A 26,405-nucleotide genomic window follows, 5' to 3' on the forward strand; every position below is an offset into this window, starting at 1 on the left:
GCGGCACAAGCAGGATTTTACCAGAGGCAACTCACCGGGTACTGGTGGATGGCAGAGTCTGGCGTAAGAATCGTTGCGTTTTCGTTGAGGGCCGACGCCACCAGCCAACGGTCGAAGGGGTCTCTGTGATGATTCGGTAACTCGGTAGCACGGTAGATATCAAACCGACTCAACGACAGACACGTTAATCCCCAGACGGCTATTTGTTTTTCCAGCCAGTGCCGCGGAGGGTCGGGAATATCGAGTTTTCCGGATTGCCACTTGAGCGCCAGTTCGATTGCGGAGACATCGCTCAGCAACAACGGAGTTTGAGCGGTTTCAATGGCCTCTTTTGCAGTTTCTGATATCCGCTTTGGATCCGTGCACAGCCAGATTAACGTGCATGTGTCCAGGATGTACGAAGTCAAAGTCCCCATTCCGCCAGTTCCTCGTCTGTCATCGGATCAAATGCGTCCGGGTCATAGCGTACGGGAGCGGATGTGACGGTACCCACTTTCGGTCGCTGAAACACGGGCGATTCAATGGCTGTCAGCTTGGCGACCGGTGTCTTGCCGTTCAAAATAATTATGGTTTCGCCTTGCTGGACTTCCTTCAGCATTCGGGACAAATGCGTTTTTGCTTCATGCGTGGTTGCGGTTTTCATGACATGTACGGTTTTTGATCCAATTACCGACAAGGGTACGCAATATATGACTTGGTCATGACTAAGTCAATAAAATATGCCACAAAAAATGGGATACTCTAATTAAGTCCGCGAAGCGCTGATCGAAGCGATTTTGATCGGAGTATCCCAAGATCCGATCCTCCGTTTCCTTCTACGAAGCCGCTGCCTGAAATTCGGCGCCGTCGTTGTATTTCGAGGGGCACTTGACGAGGATGTGCCGCGCTACGAAGATGTCCCCCTCTGTGGAGCCCTGTACGACCAGCCGTTCGGCGTCTTCGAAATTGGCCGGCTTGGGATTGGGATAATGGACCATGCGCACATGGCCTTTTTCGTCCTGCATATGGAAACTGAAGACGTTCCGGTCGCGGTCGTATGCATACCGTTCCGACTCCACCCATGTCCCGACCACATGCGCTTCCACGCCCGTTTCTTCGGCTTCGGCGAAATCCATGTATCCCCCGACCTGTTGCCCGAAGTTGAGGAACAACAGGGCGCCGAAGCCAAGCATCAGCACGAGGCCTATGATTGTTTTGGGTTTCATGCGGGTGTTGTCGGGAGAGAAAGGGTGCTCGTGCAAGGATGCAGGGGCGGTGGTATACGTAATGCCACGATGCTACGGCGAAGCGTCTTCGTCTGAAATGCGCGCATCCAGTTTCCGTTCCAGCCGGTCGATTTTGCGGTCGGTCCGGTATATGAATGCCGCGAGCCCGATCCAGATGATGAGCACCACCGCCAGGACCACATAGAGTTTGTCCTGAGCCAGCATGGTTCGCTCCAGGGCATCCGGTTGCTGCACCGGCACTTCCTGCGCAGTCCATACGGAATCGTACGGTGTGGCGCCGTACGTCGTATCCGCTTCCTGAATGGAGTGAATGATCATGGTTTGGGGATATCGTCGGCTCGTTCGTTGAGGGCGGTCAGGCGGACTCGTTGCGTGTAAAAGACCCAGAAGAGCCCGATGAAACCGATCACCGCCGCGTAAAAGACCACGCGCATGATCGGATGGGTAATGTCACTGAAGGCAGGGTTGCCCTCCGCGCCGGGGTGCAGGCTTTCCATCTGGCGGGGAAGCACGTACAGGAGAAACGGGACGCAGGCGGCCGCGAACAGATTATATACGGCGGCGATGCGCGCCCGCTTTTCAGGTTCTTCCACGCTTGCGCGAAGGGTGAAGTAGGCCCCGTAAATCAGCAACTGTACGGCGGCCATCGTTTGCTTGGGATCGAAATTCCACCAGATACCTTGCCCGACGTACCAGGTAAAGCGCGCCCATACGATGCCGGTGGCCAGACCGAGTATACCGAATACGGCGCCGACCCGGGCGGCTTCCAGCGCCCGCACATCGCGTACGTGGTCACGGGACGAAAGGTATCGGGCCGAGTGCCATGCCGATACGAAGAAGGCCGCCATCATCGTGAACCACATCGGCACATGGAAATACAGGTTCCGCGCCGTGTGCTCCAGAATATTGATTCGGGGAATATCCAGCAGAAATCCGCCCAGCAAGACCAGGGCCAGCCATGCCAGGACGATGTTGCGGATACGCTTGTATGTTTTCCCTGAAGCAGCCATGAAACGGAAAGTACAGTACGGAAAGAGGTACGCAAATGACGCACACCGTCAATCGTTCCAGACGAAATCGAAGAGCAGCACGGCGGCGGTAATAACCACCCCGGCGAATGCCGCCAGCGTAGTCAGGGCTTCGCCGCTGGCGCTCCATCCGAAGCCGCCTTCGAGGGCATGGCGCGTGGCCGCCACCACCGACATGAGCAAAGGTACGAGCAGGGGAAAAAGCAACACCGGGAGCAGCGGCCCTCGTGTTGCGGCCCGGGCGATCAACGCGGCAAGGAGGGTCGTCGCCCCGGCGAGCCCCAGTGAACCGAGTAAAATCGTACTTGCGAGCAAGCCGCTGTGCGCCACCTGGATGTTCAGGAGCACGATCATGGTAAAGACCGCCACGGCTTCCAATACAAGGATCAGCAGGAAATTGAACAGGAGTTTTCCTGCATAGACCATGCTGGCGCGGGTGTGCAACCGCAGGAGGAGCACGGTACCACGATCTTCTTCACTCACGAACGATCTTCCAAGGCCGATGGAAGCCGCAAAAAGAATCACAATCCACAGGAGTCCCGACTGGATGCGGGGAGAGAGGGGTTCCTGGCCCGTGGCGAACAGGATGAGCAGGATCGCGGCGGGGACGAACATCAGCAGCATCCCTACCGCATAGCGGCTTCGCAGTTCGAGACGCAGGTCCTTCTCGAAAACGGCCCACGCTCCGGCAAACCAAACTGTAAAGGATTGTTTCATGACAGCGGGGGCCGGGGAGCGCCGATATGTGCTATATCTTCCTGTGGGGTATACGGCAGTGCATCCGGTCTATTCTCGAATTCGCCAATGAACGCAATTTCCGTCTCGAGCAGATAGCCCGTGTTGCGCGCCACCACTTCCTGTATGTATCGGATCAGGGCGATTACATCGGCGGCTCTGCCCCCGCCCCGGTTGACCATGATATTGGCGTGCCGGTGCGTGACTTCGATGCCTCCGATACGCGTTCCCTTGAGGCCGGCCTCGTCGATGAGCCGTCCCGCCCCGATTCCCTCTATTTTCTTGAAAATGGAACCCACGCTGGGCTCCGTATCCAGCGGGGGATGCCGGGCGCTGCGCCATTCGAGGTTCGCCGCCATGATTTCTTTCATCCGCGTCCGATCCCCCGGCTCCAGCCGGAACGTGGCCGAAAGCACGATATCTTCACGGTCATGCAGTATCGAGTAGTCGTAGCCGAAGTTAAAATACTCCACGCCGACCGTACGGCGGTCGCTTTCTTCGGTCAGAATGTCCGCCTCCTCCAGCACTTCCTCGATGAACATGGTGCGCTCCCGCTTGGGGGGCGGCGCCAGGAAGTGCAGGTTTTGCCAGAGTGCGCCTCCCACGGTGGACGGAATGCCGACATAGTGTTCCAGCCCGGAGAGGCCGGCTTCCACGGCCGCCTCGATTACGTCCGGATACATGATCGCTCCGGACTCCACCCATAGCCGGTGCGTGTCGGGATTTATCGTCATCCGGTCCGCCGTATTGTAGATGACGACTCCGCGTACGCCGCGGTCGCTCACCAGGATATTCGCGCCTCGTCCGAGAAGGAAATACGGAACGCCGCATGCCCGGACCGTGGTAATGGCTCGAACGAGTTCCTCCACCGTCCGCGCCTCGTAGAACAGATCCGCTGCTCCACCAATCCGGAACGTGGTGTAGGGGGCCAGTTCGACCTGCCGCAGAAGGCGTTCCGCTCCCAGCGCATGTTCCAGCGCAGCATAGTCCGGATCCGGCAAATAAGGCGCCTTCGTCATAGTATCCTTAATTTCAACGATGGAATCATGACGTCCTGTCCTTGCGAACGTGAAGCGCTGAGCGAAGTGGTTTTGATCAGAGTATCCTTAAAAATCGGTGGGAGAACGGTGTACGGCCTATGAGCGTCTCCCGGGAAAACGATTTCTTCGAACGGGTCTGGGCCGTGGTGGACCGGATCCCTTGCGGTAAAGTTACGACCTACGGGCATATCGCAGGATATCTCGGTGCGCGTTCCGCTGCCCGCACGGTCGGCTGGGCCCTGGGTGCGGCGGCGGGCGCCATGCTTCCTTGCCACCGCGTCGTCAACCGCTTCGGCACCCTGACCGGCAAAATGCGTTTTGGAGGACCGCATGTCATGGAAGAACGTCTGCGTGCCGAGGGAGTGACCTTCGACGAGGATGGATGTGTCGTGCTGGAAGCGCATCTGTGGGATCCGTCCGAGGAATCAGAGTATCCTCAATCATGAAGCCACCGAGGCAAGCGTTTCCCAATAGTTCGGGAACGACACCGCCGCGCAGGAAGCACCCTCGATGATCGTTTCTCCGTCCGCCATCAGCCCGGCCACGGCCATGGCCATGGCCACCCGGTGATCGTGCCGGCTTTCCACGATGTTTCCGTGCAGGGCGGTGGGGCCTTCCACGGCCAATCCGTCGTCGAATTCTTCCACGGTGGCGCCCAGCCTTCGCAGGTTCTCCGCCATTGCGCCGATGCGGTCCGTTTCCTTGAAACGCAGTTCGCGCGCGTCCCGTATTTCGGTCCGGCCCGTCGCCAGGGCGCCCGCCACCGCAAGGATCGGGATTTCGTCGATCAGGAGAGGGATGCGCGCTCCGTCCACGCGTACGCCCCGAAGCGGGGAAGCCTCGATGTGGAGGTCGCCCACCGGTTCCCCGCCGGATTCCTCCCGGTTGGCTATGCGGGTACGGGCGCCCATTTCCTCAAGCACTCCGAGGAGCGCGCTGCGCGTGGGGTTCAGCCCGACTTTTCTCAAAAGCATGGCGCCCTGAGGCGCTACGGCCCCGGCGACCATGAAAAAGGCGGCGGCGGAGAAATCGTTCGGCACGAGCCAGGTGCGGGCCGGCACGGACGGGTTTCCCCCGACGGAAATATGCCGGACACCTTCTGCCTCGCGCGGCGCCAGATTCAGCATGCGCTCGGTGTGGTCGCGCGACCGCAGGGTTTCAATGACCGTGGTCCGCCCTTTGGCCCGGAGGCCTGCCAGAAGTACGCAGGATTTTACCTGCGCCGAGGGCATCGGGAGGCGGTATTCCATGCCATGCAGCCGGGGCCCGCGCTCGATACGCATGGGGGCGCAGCCGGCCTGCAAGGTGATTCGCGCACCCATCTGCCGGAGTGGCTTTGCCACACGTTCCATGGGGCGGCTCCGAAGGGATGCGTCGCCTGTGAGCACACTGTCGAAATCCTGTCCGGCGAGGAGGCCGGCAATAAGGCGCATCGTGGTGCCCGAGTTGCCGCAGTCCAGAGGGGCGTCGGGTGCGGAGAAACCGCCGAGCCCCTTGCCGTGCACCAGGATGTCTTCCCCGTCCTTTTCTATAACGATACCTAACTGCCGGAGGCAACCAAGGGTCGATTGCGGATCGGCGGACGAGGGGAAATTGACCAGCCGGGAGGTTCCGTCGCCGATGGCTGCAAGCAGCGCGGCCCGTTGTGCGATCGACTTGTCGGGCGGCGGATCGACGATACCGTCCACTTGTATACACCGCGTCACCACAGCCCGGTCGCTTGCCTTGTCGTATCGGATGTTCACGAAGCGGGAATCGTACGGATTGCCTTGAAAAAACGAGCGCATCTCTGGAAAGCGGGGCGTGGTTGCATGTTCCAGTCCGGTTTTACGGGGGCCGTCCGTGTTTCGGACACGCGATGCTGCCTGCCCGGAACCCCGCATATACCCCTTCGTTTACCGGTACAAGCCGTATTGTTGCCGTTACGGGGCCGTTCTGCTATTCTGCTATCGTTCACAAAAAAGAGGGTTGGTCATGGGTCTGGGAACGCCGGAAATCATTCTGATCGCTTTGGCTTTGCTCCTCATATTCGGCGCCAAGCGCATCCCGGAAATTGCCCGCGGGCTCGGCAAGGGCATGCGGGAGTTCAAGGATGCCACCAAGGATATCCAGCGTGAACTCACCGTGGATATAGATGACCGGAAGACCACCTACCGTCCCCAGCCGCCTCCTCAGGCTGCGCCGCAACCCCAGGCTCCTCCTGCCCAACCGCCCGCCGAGCAACCGCCGGCCCAGCCTGCGCAAGCCGCCCCGGCGCCGGATGCCGCTGCTTCCGGGCCCACCCAGGCTCCCGATCAGCCCCCTCAAAGTTGATTGCGCCGCTGCGGCGGTTTGTTGTTTGCCGCATACCGGATTTACTCGTCTGCACTGAACGCTTTACCCTGCCGCTCGTCCGATGACTCCATTTGCGGACGCCCGGAAAGCTTTACGGAACGGAGAGACCGATTGCGAACGATTGGTCTCTTCTTTTTTTGCGCGCATTCGGGCGCAAAACGATCGGGTCAACGCCTTCGTTTCGGTGGATGAGCAGGATGCCCTTGCACAGGCTCGCCACCTTGACCGGTTGACGGGCGCCGGCCCGGAGTTGCCTCTGAAGGGCATGGTTATGGGCATCAAGGACGTGATCTGTATGAAGGGGCGGCCTGCCACCTGTTCGTCCCGTATGCTCGAGCATTTCGAGTCGCTGTATGACGCCACGGTCATCGAACGCCTGCGGGCCGCGGGTGCGATTTTCGTCGGGAAAACGAACTGTGACGAGTTTGCGATGGGTTCATCCAACGAGACCTCGTATTTCGGTCCGGTCAGAAATCCGGCGAACCCCGACTACATTCCCGGCGGCTCTTCCGGAGGGTCCGCCGCCGCCGTCGCGGCCGGGATGTGCCATATGGCGCTGGGCACCGATACGGGCGGATCCATTCGCCAGCCTGCGGCGCATTGCGGAGTGGTTGGTCTGAAACCTACCTACGGGCGCGTGTCCCGGTATGGCCTGGTGGCCTTTGCTTCTTCCTTCGATTGCATGGGGCCGATCGGGCAATGCGTGGAAGACTGCGCGCTTCTCCTGAACCATATGGCGGGGCAGGACGAACGGGATTCCACCAGTGCGCCGATGGACGTGCCCGACTACACGCAATCGCTTACAGGGGATATCCGGGGCATGCGTATCGGATTGCCGAAAGAGTACTTTGCCGACGGACTCGATGCGGGGATACGGGGGATGATCGAGGAATGCGTACGCGGTCTCGAACGCGAGGGCGCTGTGGTGCAGGATGTGTCGCTGCCTCGTACAGAGTACGGCATCGCTACGTATTACATTCTGACCACCGCCGAAGCCTCCAGCAATCTGGCCCGGTATGACGGCATCCGGTATGGTCACCGCGCATCGCTCGACGAGCTCCTTGAAACCATGCAAAACGAGCGGGAGGAACTGGCATTGGCCATGGAAACTGCTTCCGGGGCAGATGTAGAAGCGCTTAAGGATCGCCTGGAGGATGACCCCATGCTTCACCGTTTTTATATGGCTTCCCGGACGGAGGGCTTCGGGGATGAGGTCAAGCGGCGGATCATGCTTGGCGCCTACGTGCTCTCTTCCGGATACTACGAGGCCTATTATGCGAAAGGACAGCAGGTACGGACCCTGATTCGGAACGATTTCGATACGGTCTTCAAGCAAGTGGATGCACTCATTGCGCCGGCAACGCCCACGCCCCCTTTCCGCATCGGCAGTAAGACGGATGATCCTATGGCCATGTATCTCAGCGACATTTACACGGTAACCGCCAACCTTGCGGGGATTCCCGGCCTGGTCGTACCCCTCGGTTTGCACCCGGAAGCGCCCCATTTGCCCGTGGGTATGCAGATCCTGGGGCCGCACTTCGGCGAAGAGACGATATTCCGTGCCGGGGACATGGTAGAGCGGTTGTACGGGAGGACGCCGGGCCGGGCGTGACAGGGCATATGATCAGGACAGGGCGCGTCTTCCTGCGCCGGCGCCGCAATCTTCCGAATCTTCGCCGATTCTGCGCCGGGATAGTCCGTATCTTTAAGAAATCTCTGATTAAATCCGGCAGAAACATAGACCTTGGAGCGCGCAACAAGACCATCCAACGCCGAACCGCAAAATCGCAACCGAGAACAGGGACCTTGGGATGCGCATTCGAACAAAACATAGGGCCCGGGATATCCTGCAAGCTCGCGGCCAACCGCACGTTTATGTTTTGAGAGAAGGCGCGTCCCAAGGTCCTCGCCCATGCGGATTTAATCTTGGGTGCGTTCCGGTTTTTCGTTTCTTATTCCGACCGTTATGGCGATTCTCGTCGATAAAAACACCCGTTTGCTTGTCCAGGGATTCACAGGTTCCGAGGGCACGTTCCATTCCGAGCACATGCTCGAGTACGGCACGGCGCTTGTAGCCGGCGTGACGCCCGGCAAGGGTGGCCGTACGCATCTCGGCAAGCCGGTGTTCAACACCGTGGCCGAGGCGGTTGCCCGGGAAGGGGCGAACACGTCCGTGATTTTCGTACCTCCTCCGTTTGCTGCGGATGCGATTCTGGAGGCGGCGGAAGCCGGTATACAGGTTATCGTGTGTATCACGGAAGGCATTCCCATAGAGGATATGATCCCGGTTTTTCACTATGTGCAGCGCAAGGGCGCACGCCTCATCGGCCCGAATTGTCCGGGAGCCCTGACGCCCGATCAGGCCAAAGTCGGCATCATGCCGGCGATGATTTTCAGGGAAGGATCCGTGGGGGTGGTGTCTCGCTCCGGCACCCTGACGTACGAAGCGGTAGATCAGCTTACCCGGCAGGACCTTGGCCAGAGTACGGCGGTGGGCATCGGCGGGGATCCTGTCATCGGGACGAATTTCGTGGATGTCCTTCGGTTGTTCGAGGAAGATGACGACACCGAGAGCGTGGTAATGATTGGCGAAATCGGCGGTACGGCGGAAGAAGAAGCCGCGGCCTTCGTTCGAGACCATATGACGAAGCCCGTCTTCGGATTCATTGCGGGTCGGACGGCGCCTCCCGGACGCCGGATGGGACATGCCGGCGCCATCGTTTCCGGGGGCAAGGGTACGGCGGAAGAAAAGATTGCTGCGCTGGAAGAAGCCGGAGTAGTGGTGATCGAGAATCCGGCGGTGATCGGCGAGACGGTGAAGGATCGGTTGACTACCGTGTAAATCAGACCATTCAGGCGAGGCGCCCCTTGCATATTCGGGAAATTACGTTCGTCAAGGGATCGGCGTCCTGGAGCGGACTCCCTTCGGACGGGCGGCCCGAAGTCGCGTTCGCCGGCCGCTCGAACGTAGGCAAGAGTTCTCTGTTGAATGCGCTTGCAGGCCGCCGGGGGCTGGCCCGGACGAGCGGGACGCCGGGCAAGACCAGGGAATTCAATTATTACCTTGTCAACGAAAGCCTGTACTTCGTGGACCTTCCGGGCTTCGGCTATGCGAAAACCTCAAAGCAGGAGCGTGCGCGTTGGGCCCGGCTCATCGAGCGCTACATTGCGGAACGCGATATGCTGCGCCTGATCGTTCACCTTGTGGACAGCCGGCACGAGTTAGGCGAACTCGACAGGAATTTTATCGGGTTGATGCGTGGGGGGGGCGTGCCCTACGCCATGGCACTTACGAAGTGCGACAAACTTTCCGGTAATGATCGTGTGAAGACGGAACACCGTATGCACGAGGCGCTTTCGACGTTCGGACTGGAAATCCCGGTTTTTCTGACCTCATCGAAGACAAAACGGGGCCTGCCCGCCTTGTCGGAATGGATCGGGACGATGGCAACCATGGAACCATGACGGAAATAAAGATGAAGGTGCTCATCACCGATGCGGTCGATCCGATCTGCATCGACATGCTGGAAGCCCGGGGCATTACACCCGATGTCCGGTTGAAGCAATCCGGAGAGGCGTTGCGGGAAGCGGCTGCAGAGGCGGACGGCTGGATCATTCGCAGCGGCACCACGATCACGGCGGACCTTATCGAAGCTGCGGGCAACCTGAGGGTGATAGGACGCGCCGGGGTCGGGGTGGACAATATTGATCTTTCCGCCGCTACCCGCCGGGGCGTACTTGTGATCAATGCGCCTTCCGGCAATACGATCTCGACCGCCGAGCACACCTGCGCCCTGTTGCTTTCCATGGCCCGCCGCGTGCCTCAGGCGAATCGCTCTATTGCGGAGGGCAGGTGGGATCGCAAGGCGTTCACCGGGTCGGAAGTGTACGAAAAGACCCTCGGCGTCGTGGGTTTGGGTCAAATCGGACGGGAAGTGGCTGTGCGCATGGCCGGTTTTGGCATGAAACTGATCGGGTACGACCCGGTGCTGTCTCGGGAGGCTGCCGAGCGTCTTGGGGTACGTCTTGTGGATATGGAGGAGTTATTGGCCGGGAGTGACTTCATTACCGTACATACGCCCCTGAACGACGCCACCCGCGGCCTGCTGCGTAAGGAAACGTTTGCGCAGTGCCGCAGGGGGGTATGTATTGTCAATTGCGCCCGGGGAGGCATTGTCGAGGAAAAGGACCTGCTTGCCGCGCTGGATAGCGGACAAGTGGGGGGCGTGGCGCTGGACGTGTATTCCACAGAGCCGCCGCCCGTTGAACTGCAAGCATTGCTCAGGCATCCGAAAGTCATCGCTACCCCCCACATCGCGGCTTCGACGGAAGAAGCCCAGGAAAAAGTCGCCGTGCAGATTACCGAGCAGGTCATTCGCGCGTTATGCGGCGAGGCGGTGCACACGCCTGTCAACGCGCTGGCTATCAAGATGGCTGCGCAACCGGATGTGCAACCCTATTTGAGCCTGTCCGATCGTCTTGGCCAGTTGATCGGCCAGTTGGGGGGCGCGCGTATCCGCGGGATTACCGTGGGGTGCCGGGGGGATGTCCCGCGCCGTTATTCCGAAGTGCTGACGGTGGCCGCCGTACGCGGGATTCTGTCGAAGTGGGTCCCGGAACCCGTGAATCTGATCAATGCGCCGTTTCTTGCGGAGGATATGGGGATCCATGTGACGGAAGCACGGGACACCGCGCCCGGCGGGTACACGAATCTGTTGCAGATCGGTCTGGAAACGGACGATGGCCGCCGCACGGTGGCGGGTACGATCTTCGACCGCGAGGAACAGCGTCTGGTCCGCATTGACAACTACTGGCTGGAGATCAAGCCGGAAGGCCACATGATCGTATACAGGAATGTGGACCGGCCCGGCATGTTGGCGGCAGTGGGGAGCATCCTGGCCCGCAACGATATCAACATCGGCGCCCTGGCGCTGGGGCGGGCCGGCAAGGGAGAAATTGCCCTGACGGCGGTTACCGTGGACGAGGTGGTTCCGGCAACGGTAGTCAGGGAGATCGCGGCGCTGGACGGTATCGAGGATGTGCGCAGCGTAGATGTATGAGATATACGCAATATTGCTTTAATGGGGGCGTATGTAAAGTTTTTTCAATATTGGAAACATTACTTGACAACTTGGTAACAATGTCCTAACCTTATACATTCTAAGGCGTCACTGCGACGAACAACCGATTTTCATTCATACCGGACGGCAATGCCGGGCATGGGCTCCCTGAAAGTGCCCGGTATTGCAGGCACACACCATACAAATCAGGAGGTAGCACATGTTGCGCAGGTGCGTTACTACTGTACTCGTTCTGCTCGTCATGCCCGTTGCAGCGCTGGCGCAAAACACGGGCAAGCTCTCCGGCGTCATCACCGATGCATCTACGGGTGAACCGCTGCCCGGGGCGAATGTCGTGCTGGGAGGCACCCTGCTCGGTAGCGCTTCGGATTTAGATGGAAACTACTTCATCATCGGCGTGCCCGTGGGGGCGTATGACGTTACGGCGTCCTTCGTAGGGTATCAGGCCCAGACCATCCAGCAGGTGGAGATCAATGCCGGCTACACGCGGGAATTGAACTTCAGTCTCGCACCCGGGGCCGAGCTGGAGGAAATTGTGGTCGAGTACGAACGACCGATTATCCAGAAGGACGCGATCGGCGCCCCGCGCGTGGTGAACAGCGACGAGTTGGTGTTGCTTCCGATTCGGGGCGTCGCCAATGTGGCCTCGCTGCAGAGCGGGGTGGTCTCGTCGGAAGGCACGGAGCTTTTCGTACGCGGGGGTCGTGAGCAGGAACTCACGTATTACGTGGATGGGGTCCGGATATCGGGGCAGCAGGCCCTGCCGCGCGTGGCCATCTCGGAACAGGAAATGCTGATCGGGACCATTCCGGCCAAGTACGGCGATGCGCAAGGGGGCGTGGTGTCGGTTACGACGAAGAGCGGCGCCGACCAGTTTTTCGGCACGGTGGGGGCCTATACTTCTCAGGGGCTCGACAGTTACGGTCACAGTCTCGGCGAGATTTCGCTGGGCGGCCCGATCGTTCCCGGCCGTGTAAGTTTCTTTGCAACGGGTCAGTATGTCCGCCAGGACGATAACGACCCGTACGGCGTATCCACCTATCAGCTTACGGACGATCAGCTTGCCGAACTCCATGCCAATCCGCAGGTGGTGCGCGCAACCAACGCCGCCGGAGACTCCTTGTATCTGCCCTTCCCCTGGCAGACCGCCCAGGCGGCTGTCGACAACGGGGAGCCGCTTACGCCGGACTCGCTGGCGGTTCTTCTGAGCATTCCCGAGGGATATACCCTTCATCCGGGGATCATCAATGCGCCGGACACGTACCGCCGGGAAGATTTTACGCTGGAGCCGAGCAAAAACAGTCCTTTCAGAGAAACGATCGTAACCGGCAATGTCTCGATCCAGCCTACGCAGACCGTCACGCTGCGCGTGGGCGGCTCGTACGAAACACAAAAGTCGGAGTCGCTCAGCTATTTCCGGCATGTGTTCAACCCTGATATCTTTTATCATAACGAGCAGGATACATGGCGGGTTTACGGCAGTCTGCGCCAGCGTTTCGCCTCGAATTTCTTCTACCAGATCGACGCGGCGTATCAGGATTACAACTATACCCTGTACCCCAACGGATTTTCCGATAATGTGGAAGACGCCTTTTCCTACGGAGATATCGATCCCGGGAACGAGTATCTGGACCTTGCCCGCCGCTATTTCGCCGCGCGCGCCGACGGGTATGGGCCGCTTTATACCAGAGACGGCACTTCGGGTGTAGGCCAGGCCGTGGGCATTGCTTTTTCGCTGCCGGGCAATCCGTTGGCTACGTTCCAGAAGCAGGACCGGAAAGCATTCCAGATCTCGGGGAACGCCACGGCGCAGATCGGCCTGCACCAGTTGGAGTTCGGCGGCGAGTACCGCACGTTCACGGAGCGCTGGTACAGTGTGGGCGGTTTCGGCTTGTCCCGTTACGCCCAGGACGACAATTGCGAGCAGGTAGCCTGCTACGCCAACTACAGCGATTTGCCGTTCGACGCCTTCCGGGCGCGGACCTCCTATTACGGGTACGATTTCCGCGGGCTGAACGAAGTGGATGACCAGGACATCCAGGGGTATTTCGACCGGACGAACCTCAATATCGCGCCGTACCAGCCGATCTACTACGGCGGATATCTTCAGGACAAGATCGAGTACCGCGACCTCATCCTGAATCTTGGCGTACGCATGGAGGTGTTCGACAACAACGCACCCGTGCTGAAGGACATTTATGCGCCGCGTCCCATTGTCCGCGCGGGTTCGGTATCCGGCACGCCTTCGGGCATCGATCCGGACGATGCGGTCTACTTTAACGATGCAGGCGATGTGGTCGGCTACCGGGATACGGACGGAAATTTCTTCGACGTGGAAGGTGCACGGGTGGATGCCCTTGACATTGTGAGTGATCTGTCCGGTCAGGTCGAGCCGACCGACGAACCTATTTCCACCGCGTTCGAGGATTATACGCCGCAGGCTTCGTTCATGCCGCGCATCGGGGTCAGCTTCCCGGTGACCGACCGGGCCGTGTTCTTTGCGTCCTTCAACATAACCAGCCAGCGTCCCACGGAGCGTGCGTTTACGACCTTCCGGTCCTACGAGGAAATCACGACGCAGAATTCCCGTACGTCGAATCCCAAGCTGAAGCCGGAGCGGACCACCCAGTACGAGTTGGGATTCCGGCAGCGGTTGGGCACCAGCACGGCGCTCACGATCTCCGGGTTCTACCGGACGCAGGAAAACAAGATCAGCAACCGTCGTTTGATCGGGGGTTTCCCGTCCTACGGCACGTATCTGAATGCGGATTTTACCACGACCAAGGGTGTCGAATTCGGCTTCGACTTGCGCCGGACCCGTAATCTCTCGGTGAACGCGAATTACACGCTGGCGTTTGCGCAGGGCACCGGATCGGACGCCGGCGCCACTTCGGTGATTGTCTGGCGCGGTTCGGTGTTTCCGAACACCATTGCTCCGGCGGATTTCGACCAGCGGCATACGTTGAATGCGTCGGTCGACTATCGCTTTGGTGAGGGCGAGGGGCCGGGGATGGGCGGCAGCCGCCTGCTGGAGAATACGGGCCTGAACATCCTGTTCCGGTATGGCAGCGGCATGGCGTACACGGCCCTGGCCGGCTCGTCGTTCAACGTGAGCGATAGCTTCACCGACGATGCGATAGGCTCGATCAACTCGGCGCGCCTCCCGTCCACTACCCGTATCGATGTGCGCCTGGACCGGCGCTTCCAGGTAGGCAATGCTTCGCTGACCGCCTATCTGATCGTGCTCAATCTGCTGGACACGCAGAATGTACTGGCGGTTTTCCGGGCTACGGGCCTGCCCAACACCGATGGCTATCTGATGACGGATGGCGGTCGCGGATATCTTGCCACCCAGCCGGATCCCGCTTCCGCAGCGTTTCTGTACAACGCGTACATCGGAGGCCCGGTGAACGTAGGGAGCAGGCACACGTCGGCTTCCAGCCTGATGTACAGCCAACCCCGACGGTTCCGACTGGGATTTGCACTCAACTTTTAACGTGATCAGGGATGCATGGCGGGGGGTGGTACCCTCCGCCAGCGCCTGATGAGGGAATTACCCCGAATGCAACGCCTCATACACTCATGAAGCAGCTTACACGATACCTGACGCTGATTTTCGCCGTGTGCCTGATTCCTGCGTCCAGCGCCTTTGCAGACAAGGATAAGGACGACAAGGACAAGAAGGCACGGGAAGGTGAGCCTTCCGTTGCGCTCCGAACCAGCAGTTCGGGCCCCGATCCCGGGCAATGCACGGCGGGTCTGGCGCAAAAGGACCTTGACGTCAACAATGTTCGCGTCCGTCTTTTCAATATCGGGAGTATCGCCTACGGCAACGGTGCGGAACACGAATACTACGTGCCCCAGGCCTCCGGACATTCCCCCATTTATGCGATGGGTATCTGGATGGGCGGCATGGTGGGGGACGAACTGCGCACGGCCGGCGCCACGTACAACAATTTTGAGTTCTGGCCGGGCCCCCTGGGTGCGGACGGTCGCCCGGTGAATCCGAACGATTGTTCGGCGTACGACCGTCTGTACAAGGTGAGCCGGAGCGATGTTCAGAACTACGAGGCGACGGGGCAGGCTTCCGCGGACCTTGCGGACTGGCCGTACGATCTGGGCGCGCCGGTCATAGACGGGGACGGCACGGAAGGGAACTACAACCTTGCCGGGGGCGACCGCCCCGATCTGATCGGGGATCAGGCGGTGTGGTGGGTCATGAACGATGTGGGCAACACGCACCGCAACACGCAGGCTGCGCCTATCGGCGTGGAAGTGAAGGTGCATGCGTTCGCATTCAACCGCGCGGATGCGCTCGGCAACACGACGTTCTTCAAGTACAACGTGACGTACAAGGGCAGCGAGCCGCTCACCGATACGTTCTTCTCCATTTTCTCCGATCCCGATCTGGGGGATGCCGGGGACGACTTCGTGGGAGTGGACACGACGCTCAGTCTCGGCTACGTGTATAACGATACCCCGACGGACAATATATACGGCCCGGCGCCTGCAGCAGGCTACGACTTCTTTCAGGGACCCATTTCGGAGGCCGGCGATACGCTGGGCGTCACCAGTTTCATGTATTTCATCAATGGCGGCCCGGCGGGCACGGAGGACCCGCACCTTTCTCAGGAAATATACAATGTACAACGGGGTTTCTGGAAAGGTGGACAGCCGCTTACGGCCAACGGAAACGGTTTTCAGACGGGCGGCCCGGAAACTATCACCAAGTTTGCCTATCCGGGCGATCCGGTAACGGGCGCCTTCTGGAGCGAAGTGAACAACGATGGCAACGGGAGCCGCAATCAATCGGGCGACCGTCGCCTTGTGGTGTCCACAGGTCCATTTACGGTGCGGCCGGGCGACAGCCAGGACGTCGTGTTCGGGGTCGTGTTTGCGCAGGGTGCGGATAATCTGAGTTCGATATCGGCGCTCCGGGGCGCGGACGTGCTGGCGCAGTCGGCCTACGACGCGGGATTCAACATTCCTTCGCCCCCGCCTCCGCCCCCTTTGTGTAACCCCAATTCGTCCAATGCCCAGTTGCACCCGGGATCGGGCAATTGCCTGTACGCTTCGGAACTGGACGGGCAGGCGCATCTCGTGTGGGGATATCCGTCCACAAGTGAGAATTATCTGGGCGCGTTCGACGCCACCGATCCGTTTCTTGCGGACCTGGACTTTGACGACAAGACGTACACGTTCGAAGGCTTCAACATCTACCGGTATCCGACGTCCTCGTTCGCTCCGGAGCAACGCGAGCATGTCATGACGTTCGACCTCGTGAACGGGGTTATGAAGGTAACCGATCCGGTGTTCGACAGCGATGTAGGCGATTTTCTTCAGCAGGTATCCGCCCGGGGGGTCGACAACGGGATACAGTATCACTTCCCCTTGCCGAATCTGACGAACTACACGGACTACTACTACGGGGTGTCGGCGTATGCCTACAGCCCGCACTCCACGCCGCGTATTCTCGAGAGTCCTCCGACGAACATTACGATTCGTCCCTCTCGTATCGCTTCCACGCAAGGGGGTTCGTCGCTGGGCAGCGGCACCACCGATGCCGATTCCTCGGCGGTGGCGGTGACGCAGAGCGGCCAGGGCGTGGTGACATGGCGCATCGTGGATCCGGCACAGGTGACGGGTTCGAACTACCTGGTGGAGTTCATTCCGCTGGACGATGTGGAAGGTCCGGGCGGCGTTTCCGGCGCCGGCAAACTGGCGTACAGCATTGTGCGCGAATCCGACGGGAAGGTGATCATCGACGGAGCCGATTATTTTGCGCGCACGGGCGAAGAGACGCCGCAGGCGCAGAACGTACTGGCGTTCGATGGGCTGACGGTATCGATCGATGCTCCGCCGCCTGCGTTCGATGCGTTCCAGGTGACAGCGAATGCGGCGGGGCCGCTTTCACCGCCTGCCTGGGCTGCCGCGAACTGGCCCGGATTTCCCGGTCCGGCGGGTGTTCCCGTACCGAGTTCGGTAGGTCTTCCCGGCCAGCAGTCCACGATCGACAGCATATTCGGCTGGTTCATTCACACATGGCCGAACGGCTCGCGGGCGAGTTATGCTGCGTTCCTGGGGCGCACGCTTCAGTACACGGGCGGTTTTGGCGCGTCGTTCAACGGGATCGGCCATATCGTTCCGAACGACGTGGAGGTACGTTTCACGGGCAACGGCAAGGCATGGATCAAGCCGGGCTGGGCGGATACGCAGGCAGGCAAAGTGGTAGACGTGCCGTTCGAGTGGTGGAATACAGGCACGAGTCCGGATGCTTCGGACGATGTGCGCCTGATTCCGTTTTTGTATGACTACAACGACGATGGCGTGTGGGGCATTCAGTACGACGCCATCGATCCGACGGCCGATCCGGGCTGGGCGGACCACGAGGTGTCGGGCGCGGGCAACGATCCCTGGACGGAGCCGGTGTATGTGATGCATCCGACGAACGCTACGCCGGGTCAGCAGGGCTATGAGGATGCGTTCGCGAAGTACGAGGAGTTGGGCGCGGGCGCGCTGGATGCCGGATGTTCGGACTGGTGGCAACCTCCGGGTGTTGCGGCTATACCGGAGTGCGACGCGTGGACTTATATGTCTCGTACGGTGTTCGTATTCTGGAACGGCGGGGATGTGACGGCTGCTACGGGTCCTCAGGATTACGTACAGGCATCGCCGGAGATTGGTACGGTGTTTCAGATCAAGACGACGAAGCCTCACCAGCCGGGGGATGTATTTCGTATCGAGACGGCGGGCATGGGCCGTGCGACGGGCGATGCGGGGGTACTGGAGGCGTCGGTTGAAGACATCGGCATCGTGCCGAACCCGTACCGTGGTCGTTCGGCATACGAGACGGGCAACGAGGATCGCCGCGCCCGTTTCACGAACCTGCCGCAGACAGCCACGATTCGCGTCTACACGGTAGCCGGCACGCTGATTCGTACGTTGTACAAGGACGGTCCGAGCACGTCATTGGACTGGAACCTTACGACGGACAGCAACTTGCCGGTAGCCAGCGGCATGTACTTCATTCATATCGACGTTCCGGGCGTCGGAGAGAAGGTCATGAAGTTCGGGGTCATTAACCGGGAAACGAACATCAACATCTTCTAACCGAACCGATCACATTCGAACTCGAGACCAAAGGCTTACAACCATGAAAAAGCAATATCGACACCTTATCGTCGTGTTGGCCCTCCTGCCGGGACTCGTTGCGTTCGAGGCCCTGGGGCAAAGCAACGAACGGTTCGGGACCGCCGCGCTGTCGGAGTTGACGGTGCCGGTTACTCCGCGAACCATTGCGCTTGGCTCTACCCTGACCGGTGGTATGAACGGGGCCTCGGGTGTGGAGGCGCTTATCTCCAACCCGGCGGCGATTCTGGTCAATCCGAGCACGACGGCTATGTTCAGCCGCATGAACTATGTGGCGGATGTAGGCGTCAACTACTTCGGGGTGACTCAGCGATTCGGAGCAAGTAACATCGGGCTTACTGTCACGAACTGGGACTACGGGGATATCCCTGAGACGACCGTAGAGAATCCCGAGATCGATCCGAACAATACCTGGTCGGCCGCCACGATTGCAGTGGGACTCACGTACGGGCGCCAGTTGACGGATCGTATCGCAGCGGGGATTACCTTCAAGGGACTCAGCCAGCGCATTGACGATATCGATGCCCGCACCGTGGCGCTCGATGCCGGAATGACCTACATCGTCGGCGAGTCGGGGCTGCGTTTCGGCGTTAGCCTGCGCAACTTCGGACCGCAGTTCAGTTTCGATGGCGTGGGCCTTCAGGATCCTATCATTACGGCGAGCCCCGCCGGGACGTATGAAGTGCCGGGCGAAATCCGGGATGTGCGCTCGGAGTTGCCCTCCATGCTGAATTTTGGCGCCGTGTATGAGAGCAATCTCAGTAGTGATCTGACTGCTACGGTTCTGGCGAATTTCCGGTCGAATTCGTACGACGTGAACCAGTATGCGGGGGGACTCGAGTTAGCTTTTCAGGGGTTGCTCTTCATGCGTGCCGGTCTGGATGTATCCAGTGAGCAGGAACTGGTGCATTGGGCGGAATGGAATGTGGGGGCCGGTCTTGTGCTTCCGATCGGTCCAAGCCGGTTGATGGTTGATTATGCGTACCGTCCTTCCAAGGTGTTTAACAGCGTCAACGTTTTTGCTGCGTCGTTCACGCTCTGAACGGAACACTGTTTTCATGGTTGAAAAGGGGCAGGCCGCCGGTGCGGTCTGCCCCTTTTGTCATTGGGCCGTTTATTAACGACGATGCGCTGCTTCATCATTTTTCTGCCGGTCGTGCTCGCATGGGGTGTGTTTACCTCCGGATGCGGCTCTGGCGCGCCGGACGGGCGGGATGCCGCGCAGGATGCGGAAGATGCCGCGGATGGGGAAATTCGTTTTCGAAATCTGTCCGCCGAATTTACGGGGGACGAAGCCTGTTTCGACTGTCATGAAGAACAGTACCGGGGGTTTCAGGAGCACGGGATGGCGAATTCGTTCTATCCCATGCGTTCCGCCGCGGTGGTCGAGGATTTTACCGGCGTAACGGTGCAGGACCCGAACCGGGGACTCTTTTATCGTCCGTACCGGGAGGGAGATCGTTTTTGGCTCGAAGAATTCAGGAGAGGGGCGGATGGAAGCAAAACGCATAGCCTGGTTCGTGAAATAGAGTACGTGGTTGGTAGCGGCACCGCTGCGCGTACGTACCTGGTAGAAGAGGGGGGGCGCTATTTCGAACTGCCCCTTACGTGGTATACCCAGGGAGAGAAGTGGGACCTCAGCCCCGGATACGAGGTGTCCAATTCCCGCTTTGACCGGCTTATTCCGGATCGCTGCATGGCCTGCCACAACAGCTATCCGCACTCGACGCCGTTTGCGGAAGGAAAATACGAGGAAGTGCCGTATGGCATCGGATGCGAGCGGTGCCACGGTCCCGGTTCCGTGCATGTGGAGGCCCGGCTTGCTTCCCCGGAACCGGCAGGCGATATCGATGAGACGATCGTCAACCCCGCGCATCTTTCTCTCGAACGCCGCCTGGATGTGTGCCAGCAATGCCACTTGCATACGACGGTATCGATGCTTCGGGACGGGCGCACAGCCTATGATTACCGCCCCTCCCGTCCGCTTTCCGAACACATGACGTTTTATGTGTCCGATACACCGGATTCGGGGGATGAAATTGACGCCATCTCCCATGCGGATTTAATGAAGAAGAGCGCATGTTTTATCGAGACGCAGACCTGGGAAAAGCCCATGGATTGCATGACCTGCCACAATCCGCACGAGGCATTCCGGCTGGCCGGGCCCGATTATTTCAATGCTACCTGTATGACCTGCCACGATACGGCGGCCCTGCAGGCTGCGTTGCCTTCGGAGGCTTCGCGTGCCGTGCATACGGAAGACGCTCATTGTTTTTCATGCCATATGCCGAAGGCGGCCGTTGAGGGAACGCCGCATACCTCGTTTACGGATCATCGTATTCGCGTAGTGCGGGAACGGGAGGAGGATGCTGCATCTGATGTAGCATCGAGCGGCGAGGCGCCGGTCGAACGCATTCGGCTACGTCCCTATTATGCCGTGGACGATTCGACAGACGCTTATGCCGGCATGGCCTATGTCATCCGGGGATTGCAGCAACAGGATACGACGGCGCTCCGGCATGGCGTGACGTTGCTCGGCGCCACGGCGGGAGCGTTCGGCGAAGCGCAGTATCTTCTCGGGTACGGGCACATGCAACTTGGAGAGATGGAGCGCGCCGTGGAGCCGCTGGAGCGGGCGGTGGCCCTGGAATCCAAACCGGAGCGGCTGAATGCTTTGGCGCAAACGTACGAGCGACTGGGGCGCGAAGGAACGGCGATTCGGGATTTGTACGAGCAGGCGCTGGCTACCCAGCCTGCACTGGCGAGTGTGCGCGTCAATTACGGACGCTATCTGGAGACCCGGGGCGAACTGACGGCGGCGGTTGCACAGTACCAGGCGGCTATTGCCGAGTATCCATGGCTGGAGGCTGCTCATTTCAATCTTGGAACGGCCCGGCTGCGGCAGGGGGATCGAATCGGCGCCGAACGGTCTCTCCGCGAGGCGGTTCTTCTTAATCCGGATGGCGGGCAGGCATTGGGGAATCTGGGGCTATTGCTTGCAGGAAGCGGGCGGCCGGAAGAGGCGCGCACCTTTTTTGAGCAGGCGGTGCGTGCAGAGCCGGAAAACCCCGTGGCCTTCGGTAATCTTGGCGCGCTGCATTTGAATGAAGGCCGCCCGGATATTGCCGTACGGTTGTTTTCGAGAGCCGTGGAACTCGATCCGTCGTACGTCGACGGGTTGGTCAATCTGGCGCTGGCCTGGTACCTGCAAGGGGAGGACGACCGGGCGCGCATGTATGCGGAGCGGGCCCTGCGTCTGGCGCCGAATCACCCGCAAGCCCGGCAAATCCTGGATGCGGTGTGATTGCAGGGAGATGCGTTTGTTTTCGGTCGGGCGCGAACGGACGTAACAAGTTTGCTATGCTCTCCGTATAACAGGCGGGGCCCTCTACCCTTTTCGCCAGCGCAGTTCGGGAAGTAGCCCGACAACCGGCAGCTTATTCCGCCGTAATCCAGTGGCGCTTCTCAAAATCGACGGGCTCGAATTCCCGGCCTGCGATATGGCGCATGATCTGCTGTGCATGGACCCGCCCGTTTTCGATGAACCACCGGCCTGTTCGGCGTCCTCCGCATACGGTGCCCGCGATGTACACGCCTTTGCGCGTGGTTTCAAACGATTGTGGATCGAAGATCGGGGTATCCCATTCGTCCGCGGCGGTTTCGATGCCGACGGTCTCCAGAAACGAGTAGTCGGGATGATAGCCTGTGAGTGCGAGGACGTAGTCGTTTCCGATCTCGTCCACACCCTCCGGTCCTTCGATGACGAGAGATGATTCTCTGATTTCCCGAACGACGGTTTCGAACCGGGCTGTGATCGCGCCCTGTTTGATTCGGTTTTCGAGGTCGGGCTTGATCCAGTATTTGATCCTGTTTGAAAGTTCTGTCCCCCGCACAAGGAGGGTGACGTGCGCGCCATGCCGGCTACAGTCCAATGCAGCCTTTGCTGCCGAATTACGCGCTCCGATCACGGCCACACGCTGCCCGAAATAGGGATAGGGTTCCTTGTAGTAATGGGTTACTTTCGGTAAATCTTCTCCCGGGACATGCAGCAGGTTCGGATAGTCGAAGAAACCGGTCGCGATGACCACGCGCCGGGCAGCTATGACGTCCTTGTCCGTGACGACCCGGAAGGCATCGCATTCCCCGTCTATCCCTCGGACGCGTTCGTACAGGCGCAGGTCGATGTTTTCGTTTTGCGCCACGCGGCGATAGTACTCGATGGCCTCTTCGCGAAGCGGCTTGTTCCCATGTACGGGGAAAGGATGTCCCCCGATCTCAATGAGTTCGGGAGTCGAGAAGAACTCCATCTTCACGGGATAACCGACGAGGGACTGTACGACGGTCCCTTTCTCCACGATCACGGCACGGAGACCTTCGCGCTGGGCCCGGATGGCACAGGCCAGCCCGACGGGGCCGGCGCCGACGATAACCACGTCCGTCATGGCGCGTACACAGGGGATTCAGGGGTTACAGGGCAATACGGCGTTTCCGAAAGAAAGCCTGCATGAGTTCGGCGGCGCGTTCTCCTTCGACGCCCGATACGACCTCCATCTGGTGATTGAGCCGCTTATCTCTTGGGATGTCGTACAGGGTCGAGGCACTGCCGGCTTTTTCATCGAAGGCTCCAAACACGAGCCGATCGATGCGTGCCCACACGAGTGCTCCGGCGCACATGGGGCAGGGTTCAAGGGTTACGTAGAGCGTGCATCCACGAAGGATTTTAGCTCCGAGGGTTTCACATGCCGCCGTAAGAGCGATCATTTCCGCGTGGGCGGTTGGATCCTGGAGGCGCTCGACCATGTTGCGGCCTCGCCCCACAATCTCGCCGGCATGTACTACGACGGCGCCCACAGGCACCTCATCCTCGTCCCAGGCTGTCTCAGCTTCCCTGAGAGCGAGTTGCATCCATTTTTTATCCGGTTCCAGGAAGTCGGACAGGCTCATACGGACAGGCTCATGAGAACCGGCAGGATCAACGCCGGCGTCGGAGGGCGTCGATGAACCGGAGAATGATGGCGATGACGAGAAGGACAAGCAACACCGGCAGCACAACCCGACCAATGGCCGCGCCTACCTTTAGAATGACGCTGAGCACGCCCCCTGCCACGATCAGTACGATGACGACCGCAATCCACCTTAACAGTTTCTGGATGTCCATATCGTCCGTAATAAGAGTATCCTTAATATAAGGCGAGGACAAGGTTATTACATCGGCCAGGCAGTTTGTTCGTGTTTCGCCACCGAGAACAGGGACCTTGGGACGCGCATTCGAACAAAACACCGGGCCTGGGATATCCTGCAAACTCGCGGCCAACCGCACGTTTATGTTTTGAGAGAAGGCGTCTCCCAAGGTCCTCGCCCATGCGGATTTAATCAGAGGTTCCTATAGACTATATTGGACTATAATAGGTTGGCGTGGTCTTAATCGGAGTATCCTTAGCGTTACGTAGATCGTGACCAACTCCGCATCCGGTCCTTCAGATAGTCTGCCGCATTGTTTTTCGGGATGCGCTCCTGGATCATGGAATCCCGATCCCGGATGGTAACGGTGCCCGTCTCCATGGTTTCGCCATCGACGGTGATACAGAACGGCGTCCCGGCTTCGTCCATCCGCCGGTACCGCTTCCCGATGGATCCGCTATCGTCATAGAATGCATTGAAATGTCCGCGTAGATCGGCGGCGAGGGCCTGGGCCGTTTCAGGCATCCCGTCCCGTTTGACCAGCGGGAAAACAGCGGCCTTTACAGGGGCCACTTCGGGATGAAACTTCATGACGATGCGTTCTTCGTCTTCGACACGCTCCTCTTCGTATGCCTCGCACAGCAACATCAGAATGGTGCGGTCCAGCCCGGCCGAGGTTTCGACGACATACGGGATGTATTTTTCCTTCCGATGCGGATCGAAATACTCCATCTTCTTGCCGGAGAATTCCTGGTGGCGTTTCAGATCGAAGTCGGTACGCGAGTGAATACCTTCAATTTCCTGCCATCCCATGGGGAAGGCGTACTGCACATCGAAGGCTGCATCGGCATAGTGCGCTAACTTTTCGTGTTCATGCCAGCGCAAATGCTCCGGACGGATACCATTGTCTATGTGCCACTGCATTCGTTTGGCCCGCCACTCCTCGAAATACTCCATTTGTGTGCCGGGACGGACGAAATACTGCATTTCCATCTGCTCGAATTCGCGCATCCGGAAAATGAATCGGCGGGCGACGATCTCGTTGCGAAAGGCCTTTCCGATTTGCGCAATGCCGAACGGGACCTGCTGCCGGGCCGTTTCCTGCGCCAGGCGGAAATTCACGAAGATCCCCTGGGCTGTTTCGGGGCGAAGGTAGATTTTGGTCTCGTCATCGACGACCGCGCCGGCATGCGTTTCGAACATCAGGTTGAATTGCCGTACCTCGGTCCAGTCGAAGGCGCCGGAGTCAGGCCCCCGAATCTCTTCGTCGAGAATGATCCGATGGAGTTCCTTCGGCATATCGTCGCTATGCAGTGCTGCGACAAAGCGGGTCCGTAATTCGCCTGCCTGTTTCTCCTTGCCGGAAGCCTCCAGTTTCCCGATGTGCCGCTCGATCAGCTCATCGGCCCGGTACCTGCGCTTCGATGCCTTGTCGTCGATCATGGGATCATGGAAGGCGTCTACATGCCCGGACGCTTTCCAAACGGTCGGATGCATGAGAATAGCTGCGTCGAGCCCTTCGATATTGTCGTGCCGGTACACCATCTCCCGCCACCACCGCTCCGTGACGTTGCGCTTCAATTCGACGCCCAGTGGACCATAATCGTATGTGGCGCCGAGGCCGCCGTAAACATCCGAAGACGGGAAGATGAATCCGCGGCGCTTGGAAAGGGAAACGATTTTTTCCAGAAGGTCCATAGGAGAATAAACGAATACGGGGGAACGTCCGGGTAATACCGGAATGCGGGGCTCATACCGGGGAAGGCGCCGGTATGATTCCGCAAGCGGTTGAAAACCGTATGAGGGGTTGCCGAAGGAAGCGTCTACAACAATTGACGTTCCGCCATGGAAGTGTATCCGTTTCCAGCGACAATGAGGTGATCGTGAATGGGAATGCCCATCATTTTGCCGGCGGCCACCAGTTGCCGGGTGATCCTGATATCTTCCTGACTGGGTTCCGGGTTACCTGACGGGTGGTTGTGTACGCAGATCACCGAAGCGGCATTTTCAAGGACGGCTTGCTGGAAAACGGCCCTCGGTTCGACAATGCTGGCCGCAAGCCCCCCTTCGCTCACCCGAACGTCTCCTATAATGATGTTCGCCGTGTTGAGCAAAACGAGCTCGAACACTTCCGTACGCATATCACGCAATTTCGGTACGTAGACGGCTGCCACGTCATCGGGCGAACATACCTGTATTTCCTTTCGATCGGTTTGCTGCGCTTCGACGCGTCGGCCAATCTCGAACGCGGCCGCGAGTTGGGCTGCCTTGGCCGGACCGATCCCTGCGACGCGCATCATTTCCCGCATATCCCGGCGGGAAAGGTCACGCAGTGTACCGAACGTATGCAGCAGCGTACGCCCAAGCTGAATGGCCGACACGGAACCGGAACGGGTATGCGTACCTGATCTAAACACCACCCCGATCAATTCGGCATCCGACAGCGCATCGGTATGTCCGCTCAGAAGGCGCTCGCTCGGGCGTTCTTCTTCCGCCCAGTTGCGAATGGGTACCCGGTATTGAATTTCCGGATCCGAAACAGGATCGATCCGGGCAAGAGGATTCAGGGCCATGCGAGAAGCCGATCGAAGAGGGGCAAAGAGATCCTATAGACCCCGCAAGGCGGAAAAT

The 26,405-nt window shown here is 59.4% G+C and carries 23 protein-coding genes; 10 read left to right on the forward strand and 13 right to left on the reverse strand.

What is annotated here, in order from left to right; genetic code table 11:
* Positions 1-17 precede the first annotated feature (17 nt).
* The 7 genes from F4Y00_09560 to murB all read right to left on the reverse strand — a co-directional run bounded on the left by F4Y00_09560 (position 18) and on the right by murB (position 4,008).
* A complete protein-coding gene (locus tag F4Y00_09560) occupies positions 18-416 on the reverse strand; it encodes a type II toxin-antitoxin system VapC family toxin (GenBank protein ID MYE05201.1) in 399 nt (132 codons plus the stop codon).
* The gene (locus tag F4Y00_09565; GenBank protein ID MYE05202.1) at positions 404-643 is read right to left on the reverse strand and encodes a type II toxin-antitoxin system prevent-host-death family antitoxin; all 240 of its coding nucleotides are present in this window, start codon (positions 641-643) and stop codon (positions 404-406) included. Before F4Y00_09565 ends, F4Y00_09560 begins: the two co-directional genes overlap by 13 nt.
* 172 nt (positions 644-815) lie before the next feature.
* Entirely contained in the window at positions 816-1,205 is a 390-nt protein-coding gene (locus F4Y00_09570) for a cytochrome c maturation protein CcmE (protein MYE05203.1), read from the reverse strand.
* A gap of 72 nt (positions 1,206-1,277) precedes the next feature.
* Positions 1,278-1,544, reverse strand: a complete 267-nt coding sequence (locus F4Y00_09575) for a CcmD family protein (protein MYE05204.1) — start codon at positions 1,542-1,544, stop codon at positions 1,278-1,280.
* A complete protein-coding gene (locus F4Y00_09580) occupies positions 1,541-2,236 on the reverse strand; it encodes a cytochrome C assembly protein (protein MYE05205.1) in 696 nt (231 codons plus the stop codon). The genes F4Y00_09575 and F4Y00_09580 overlap by 4 nt, the downstream gene beginning before the upstream one ends.
* 48 nt (positions 2,237-2,284) lie before the next feature.
* Positions 2,285-2,971 carry a heme ABC transporter permease CcmB gene (locus F4Y00_09585; GenBank protein MYE05206.1) on the reverse strand — a complete coding sequence of 229 codons (687 nt, stop codon included), beginning with the start codon at positions 2,969-2,971 and terminating at the stop codon, positions 2,285-2,287.
* Entirely contained in the window at positions 2,968-4,008 is a 1,041-nt protein-coding gene (gene murB / locus F4Y00_09590) for a UDP-N-acetylmuramate dehydrogenase (GenBank protein ID MYE05207.1), read from the reverse strand. Before murB ends, F4Y00_09585 begins: the two co-directional genes overlap by 4 nt.
* 119 nt (positions 4,009-4,127) lie before the next feature.
* On the opposite strand from murB, the gene F4Y00_09595 reads away from it, so the two are divergent.
* Entirely contained in the window at positions 4,128-4,475 is a 348-nt protein-coding gene (locus tag F4Y00_09595) for an MGMT family protein (protein MYE05208.1), read from the forward strand.
* Here the strand turns inward: F4Y00_09595 and aroA are convergent.
* Entirely contained in the window at positions 4,470-5,816 is a 1,347-nt protein-coding gene (gene aroA, locus F4Y00_09600; protein ID MYE05209.1) for a 3-phosphoshikimate 1-carboxyvinyltransferase, read from the reverse strand. The genes F4Y00_09595 and aroA overlap by 6 nt on opposite strands.
* 187 nt (positions 5,817-6,003) lie before the next feature.
* Here aroA and F4Y00_09605 point away from each other — a divergent pair, with 187 nt between their 5' ends.
* The 9 genes from F4Y00_09605 (at position 6,004) to F4Y00_09645 (ending at position 21,897) form a co-directional block, all read left to right on the forward strand.
* Positions 6,004-6,342, forward strand: coding sequence for a twin-arginine translocase TatA/TatE family subunit (locus tag F4Y00_09605; GenBank protein MYE05210.1), 339 nt, complete (start codon positions 6,004-6,006; stop codon positions 6,340-6,342).
* Between the two features lie 82 nt (positions 6,343-6,424).
* Positions 6,425-7,975, forward strand: a complete 1,551-nt coding sequence (gene gatA, locus F4Y00_09610) for an Asp-tRNA(Asn)/Glu-tRNA(Gln) amidotransferase subunit GatA (GenBank protein MYE05211.1) — start codon at positions 6,425-6,427, stop codon at positions 7,973-7,975.
* Between the two features lie 354 nt (positions 7,976-8,329).
* Positions 8,330-9,205 carry a succinate--CoA ligase subunit alpha gene (gene sucD, locus F4Y00_09615; GenBank protein ID MYE05212.1) on the forward strand — a complete coding sequence of 292 codons (876 nt, stop codon included), beginning with the start codon at positions 8,330-8,332 and terminating at the stop codon, positions 9,203-9,205.
* Positions 9,206-9,213: 8 nt separating this feature from the next.
* Positions 9,214-9,828: a YihA family ribosome biogenesis GTP-binding protein gene (locus F4Y00_09620; GenBank protein MYE05213.1), complete on the forward strand. Its 615-nt coding sequence runs from the start codon at positions 9,214-9,216 to the stop codon at positions 9,826-9,828.
* Positions 9,795-11,423 (forward strand): phosphoglycerate dehydrogenase, encoded by a 1,629-nt coding sequence (locus tag F4Y00_09625; protein ID MYE05214.1) that lies wholly within the window; start codon positions 9,795-9,797, stop codon positions 11,421-11,423. The genes F4Y00_09620 and F4Y00_09625 overlap by 34 nt, the downstream gene beginning before the upstream one ends.
* Positions 11,424-11,643: 220 nt before the next feature.
* Positions 11,644-14,940, forward strand: coding sequence for a TonB-dependent receptor (locus F4Y00_09630; GenBank protein MYE05215.1), 3,297 nt, complete (start codon positions 11,644-11,646; stop codon positions 14,938-14,940).
* An 86-nt stretch (positions 14,941-15,026) separates the two neighbouring features.
* On the forward strand, positions 15,027-18,554 hold the full coding sequence (locus F4Y00_09635) for a hypothetical protein (GenBank protein MYE05216.1): 3,528 nt from the start codon (positions 15,027-15,029) through the stop codon (positions 18,552-18,554).
* Between the two features lie 43 nt (positions 18,555-18,597).
* Complete coding sequence (locus F4Y00_09640; protein MYE05217.1) at positions 18,598-19,635, forward strand: PorV/PorQ family protein; 1,038 nt, start codon at positions 18,598-18,600, stop codon at positions 19,633-19,635.
* A gap of 84 nt (positions 19,636-19,719) precedes the next feature.
* Positions 19,720-21,897 (forward strand): tetratricopeptide repeat protein, encoded by a 2,178-nt coding sequence (locus F4Y00_09645; GenBank protein ID MYE05218.1) that lies wholly within the window; start codon positions 19,720-19,722, stop codon positions 21,895-21,897.
* Positions 21,898-22,030: 133 nt separating this feature from the next.
* Here F4Y00_09645 and ypdA read toward each other — a convergent pair whose 3' ends face one another.
* The 5 genes from ypdA to radC all read right to left on the reverse strand — a co-directional run bounded on the left by ypdA (position 22,031) and on the right by radC (position 26,347).
* The gene (gene ypdA, locus F4Y00_09650) at positions 22,031-23,035 is read right to left on the reverse strand and encodes a YpdA family putative bacillithiol disulfide reductase (GenBank protein MYE05219.1); all 1,005 of its coding nucleotides are present in this window, start codon (positions 23,033-23,035) and stop codon (positions 22,031-22,033) included.
* A 25-nt stretch (positions 23,036-23,060) separates the two neighbouring features.
* The gene (locus F4Y00_09655) at positions 23,061-23,537 is read right to left on the reverse strand and encodes a nucleoside deaminase (protein ID MYE05220.1); all 477 of its coding nucleotides are present in this window, start codon (positions 23,535-23,537) and stop codon (positions 23,061-23,063) included.
* Positions 23,538-23,565: 28 nt separating this feature from the next.
* Positions 23,566-23,751 (reverse strand): hypothetical protein, encoded by a 186-nt coding sequence (locus F4Y00_09660; protein ID MYE05221.1) that lies wholly within the window; start codon positions 23,749-23,751, stop codon positions 23,566-23,568.
* A 284-nt stretch (positions 23,752-24,035) separates the two neighbouring features.
* Positions 24,036-25,472, reverse strand: a complete 1,437-nt coding sequence (locus F4Y00_09665; protein MYE05222.1) for a glycine--tRNA ligase — start codon at positions 25,470-25,472, stop codon at positions 24,036-24,038.
* Between the two features lie 125 nt (positions 25,473-25,597).
* Positions 25,598-26,347, reverse strand: a complete 750-nt coding sequence (gene radC, locus F4Y00_09670) for a DNA repair protein RadC (GenBank protein MYE05223.1) — start codon at positions 26,345-26,347, stop codon at positions 25,598-25,600.
* Positions 26,348-26,405: the final 58 nt, after the last annotated feature.

This window comes from Bacteroidetes bacterium SB0662_bin_6 (assembly GCA_009839485.1).
Lineage (GTDB): Bacteria > Bacteroidota > Rhodothermia > Rhodothermales > VXPQ01 > VXPQ01.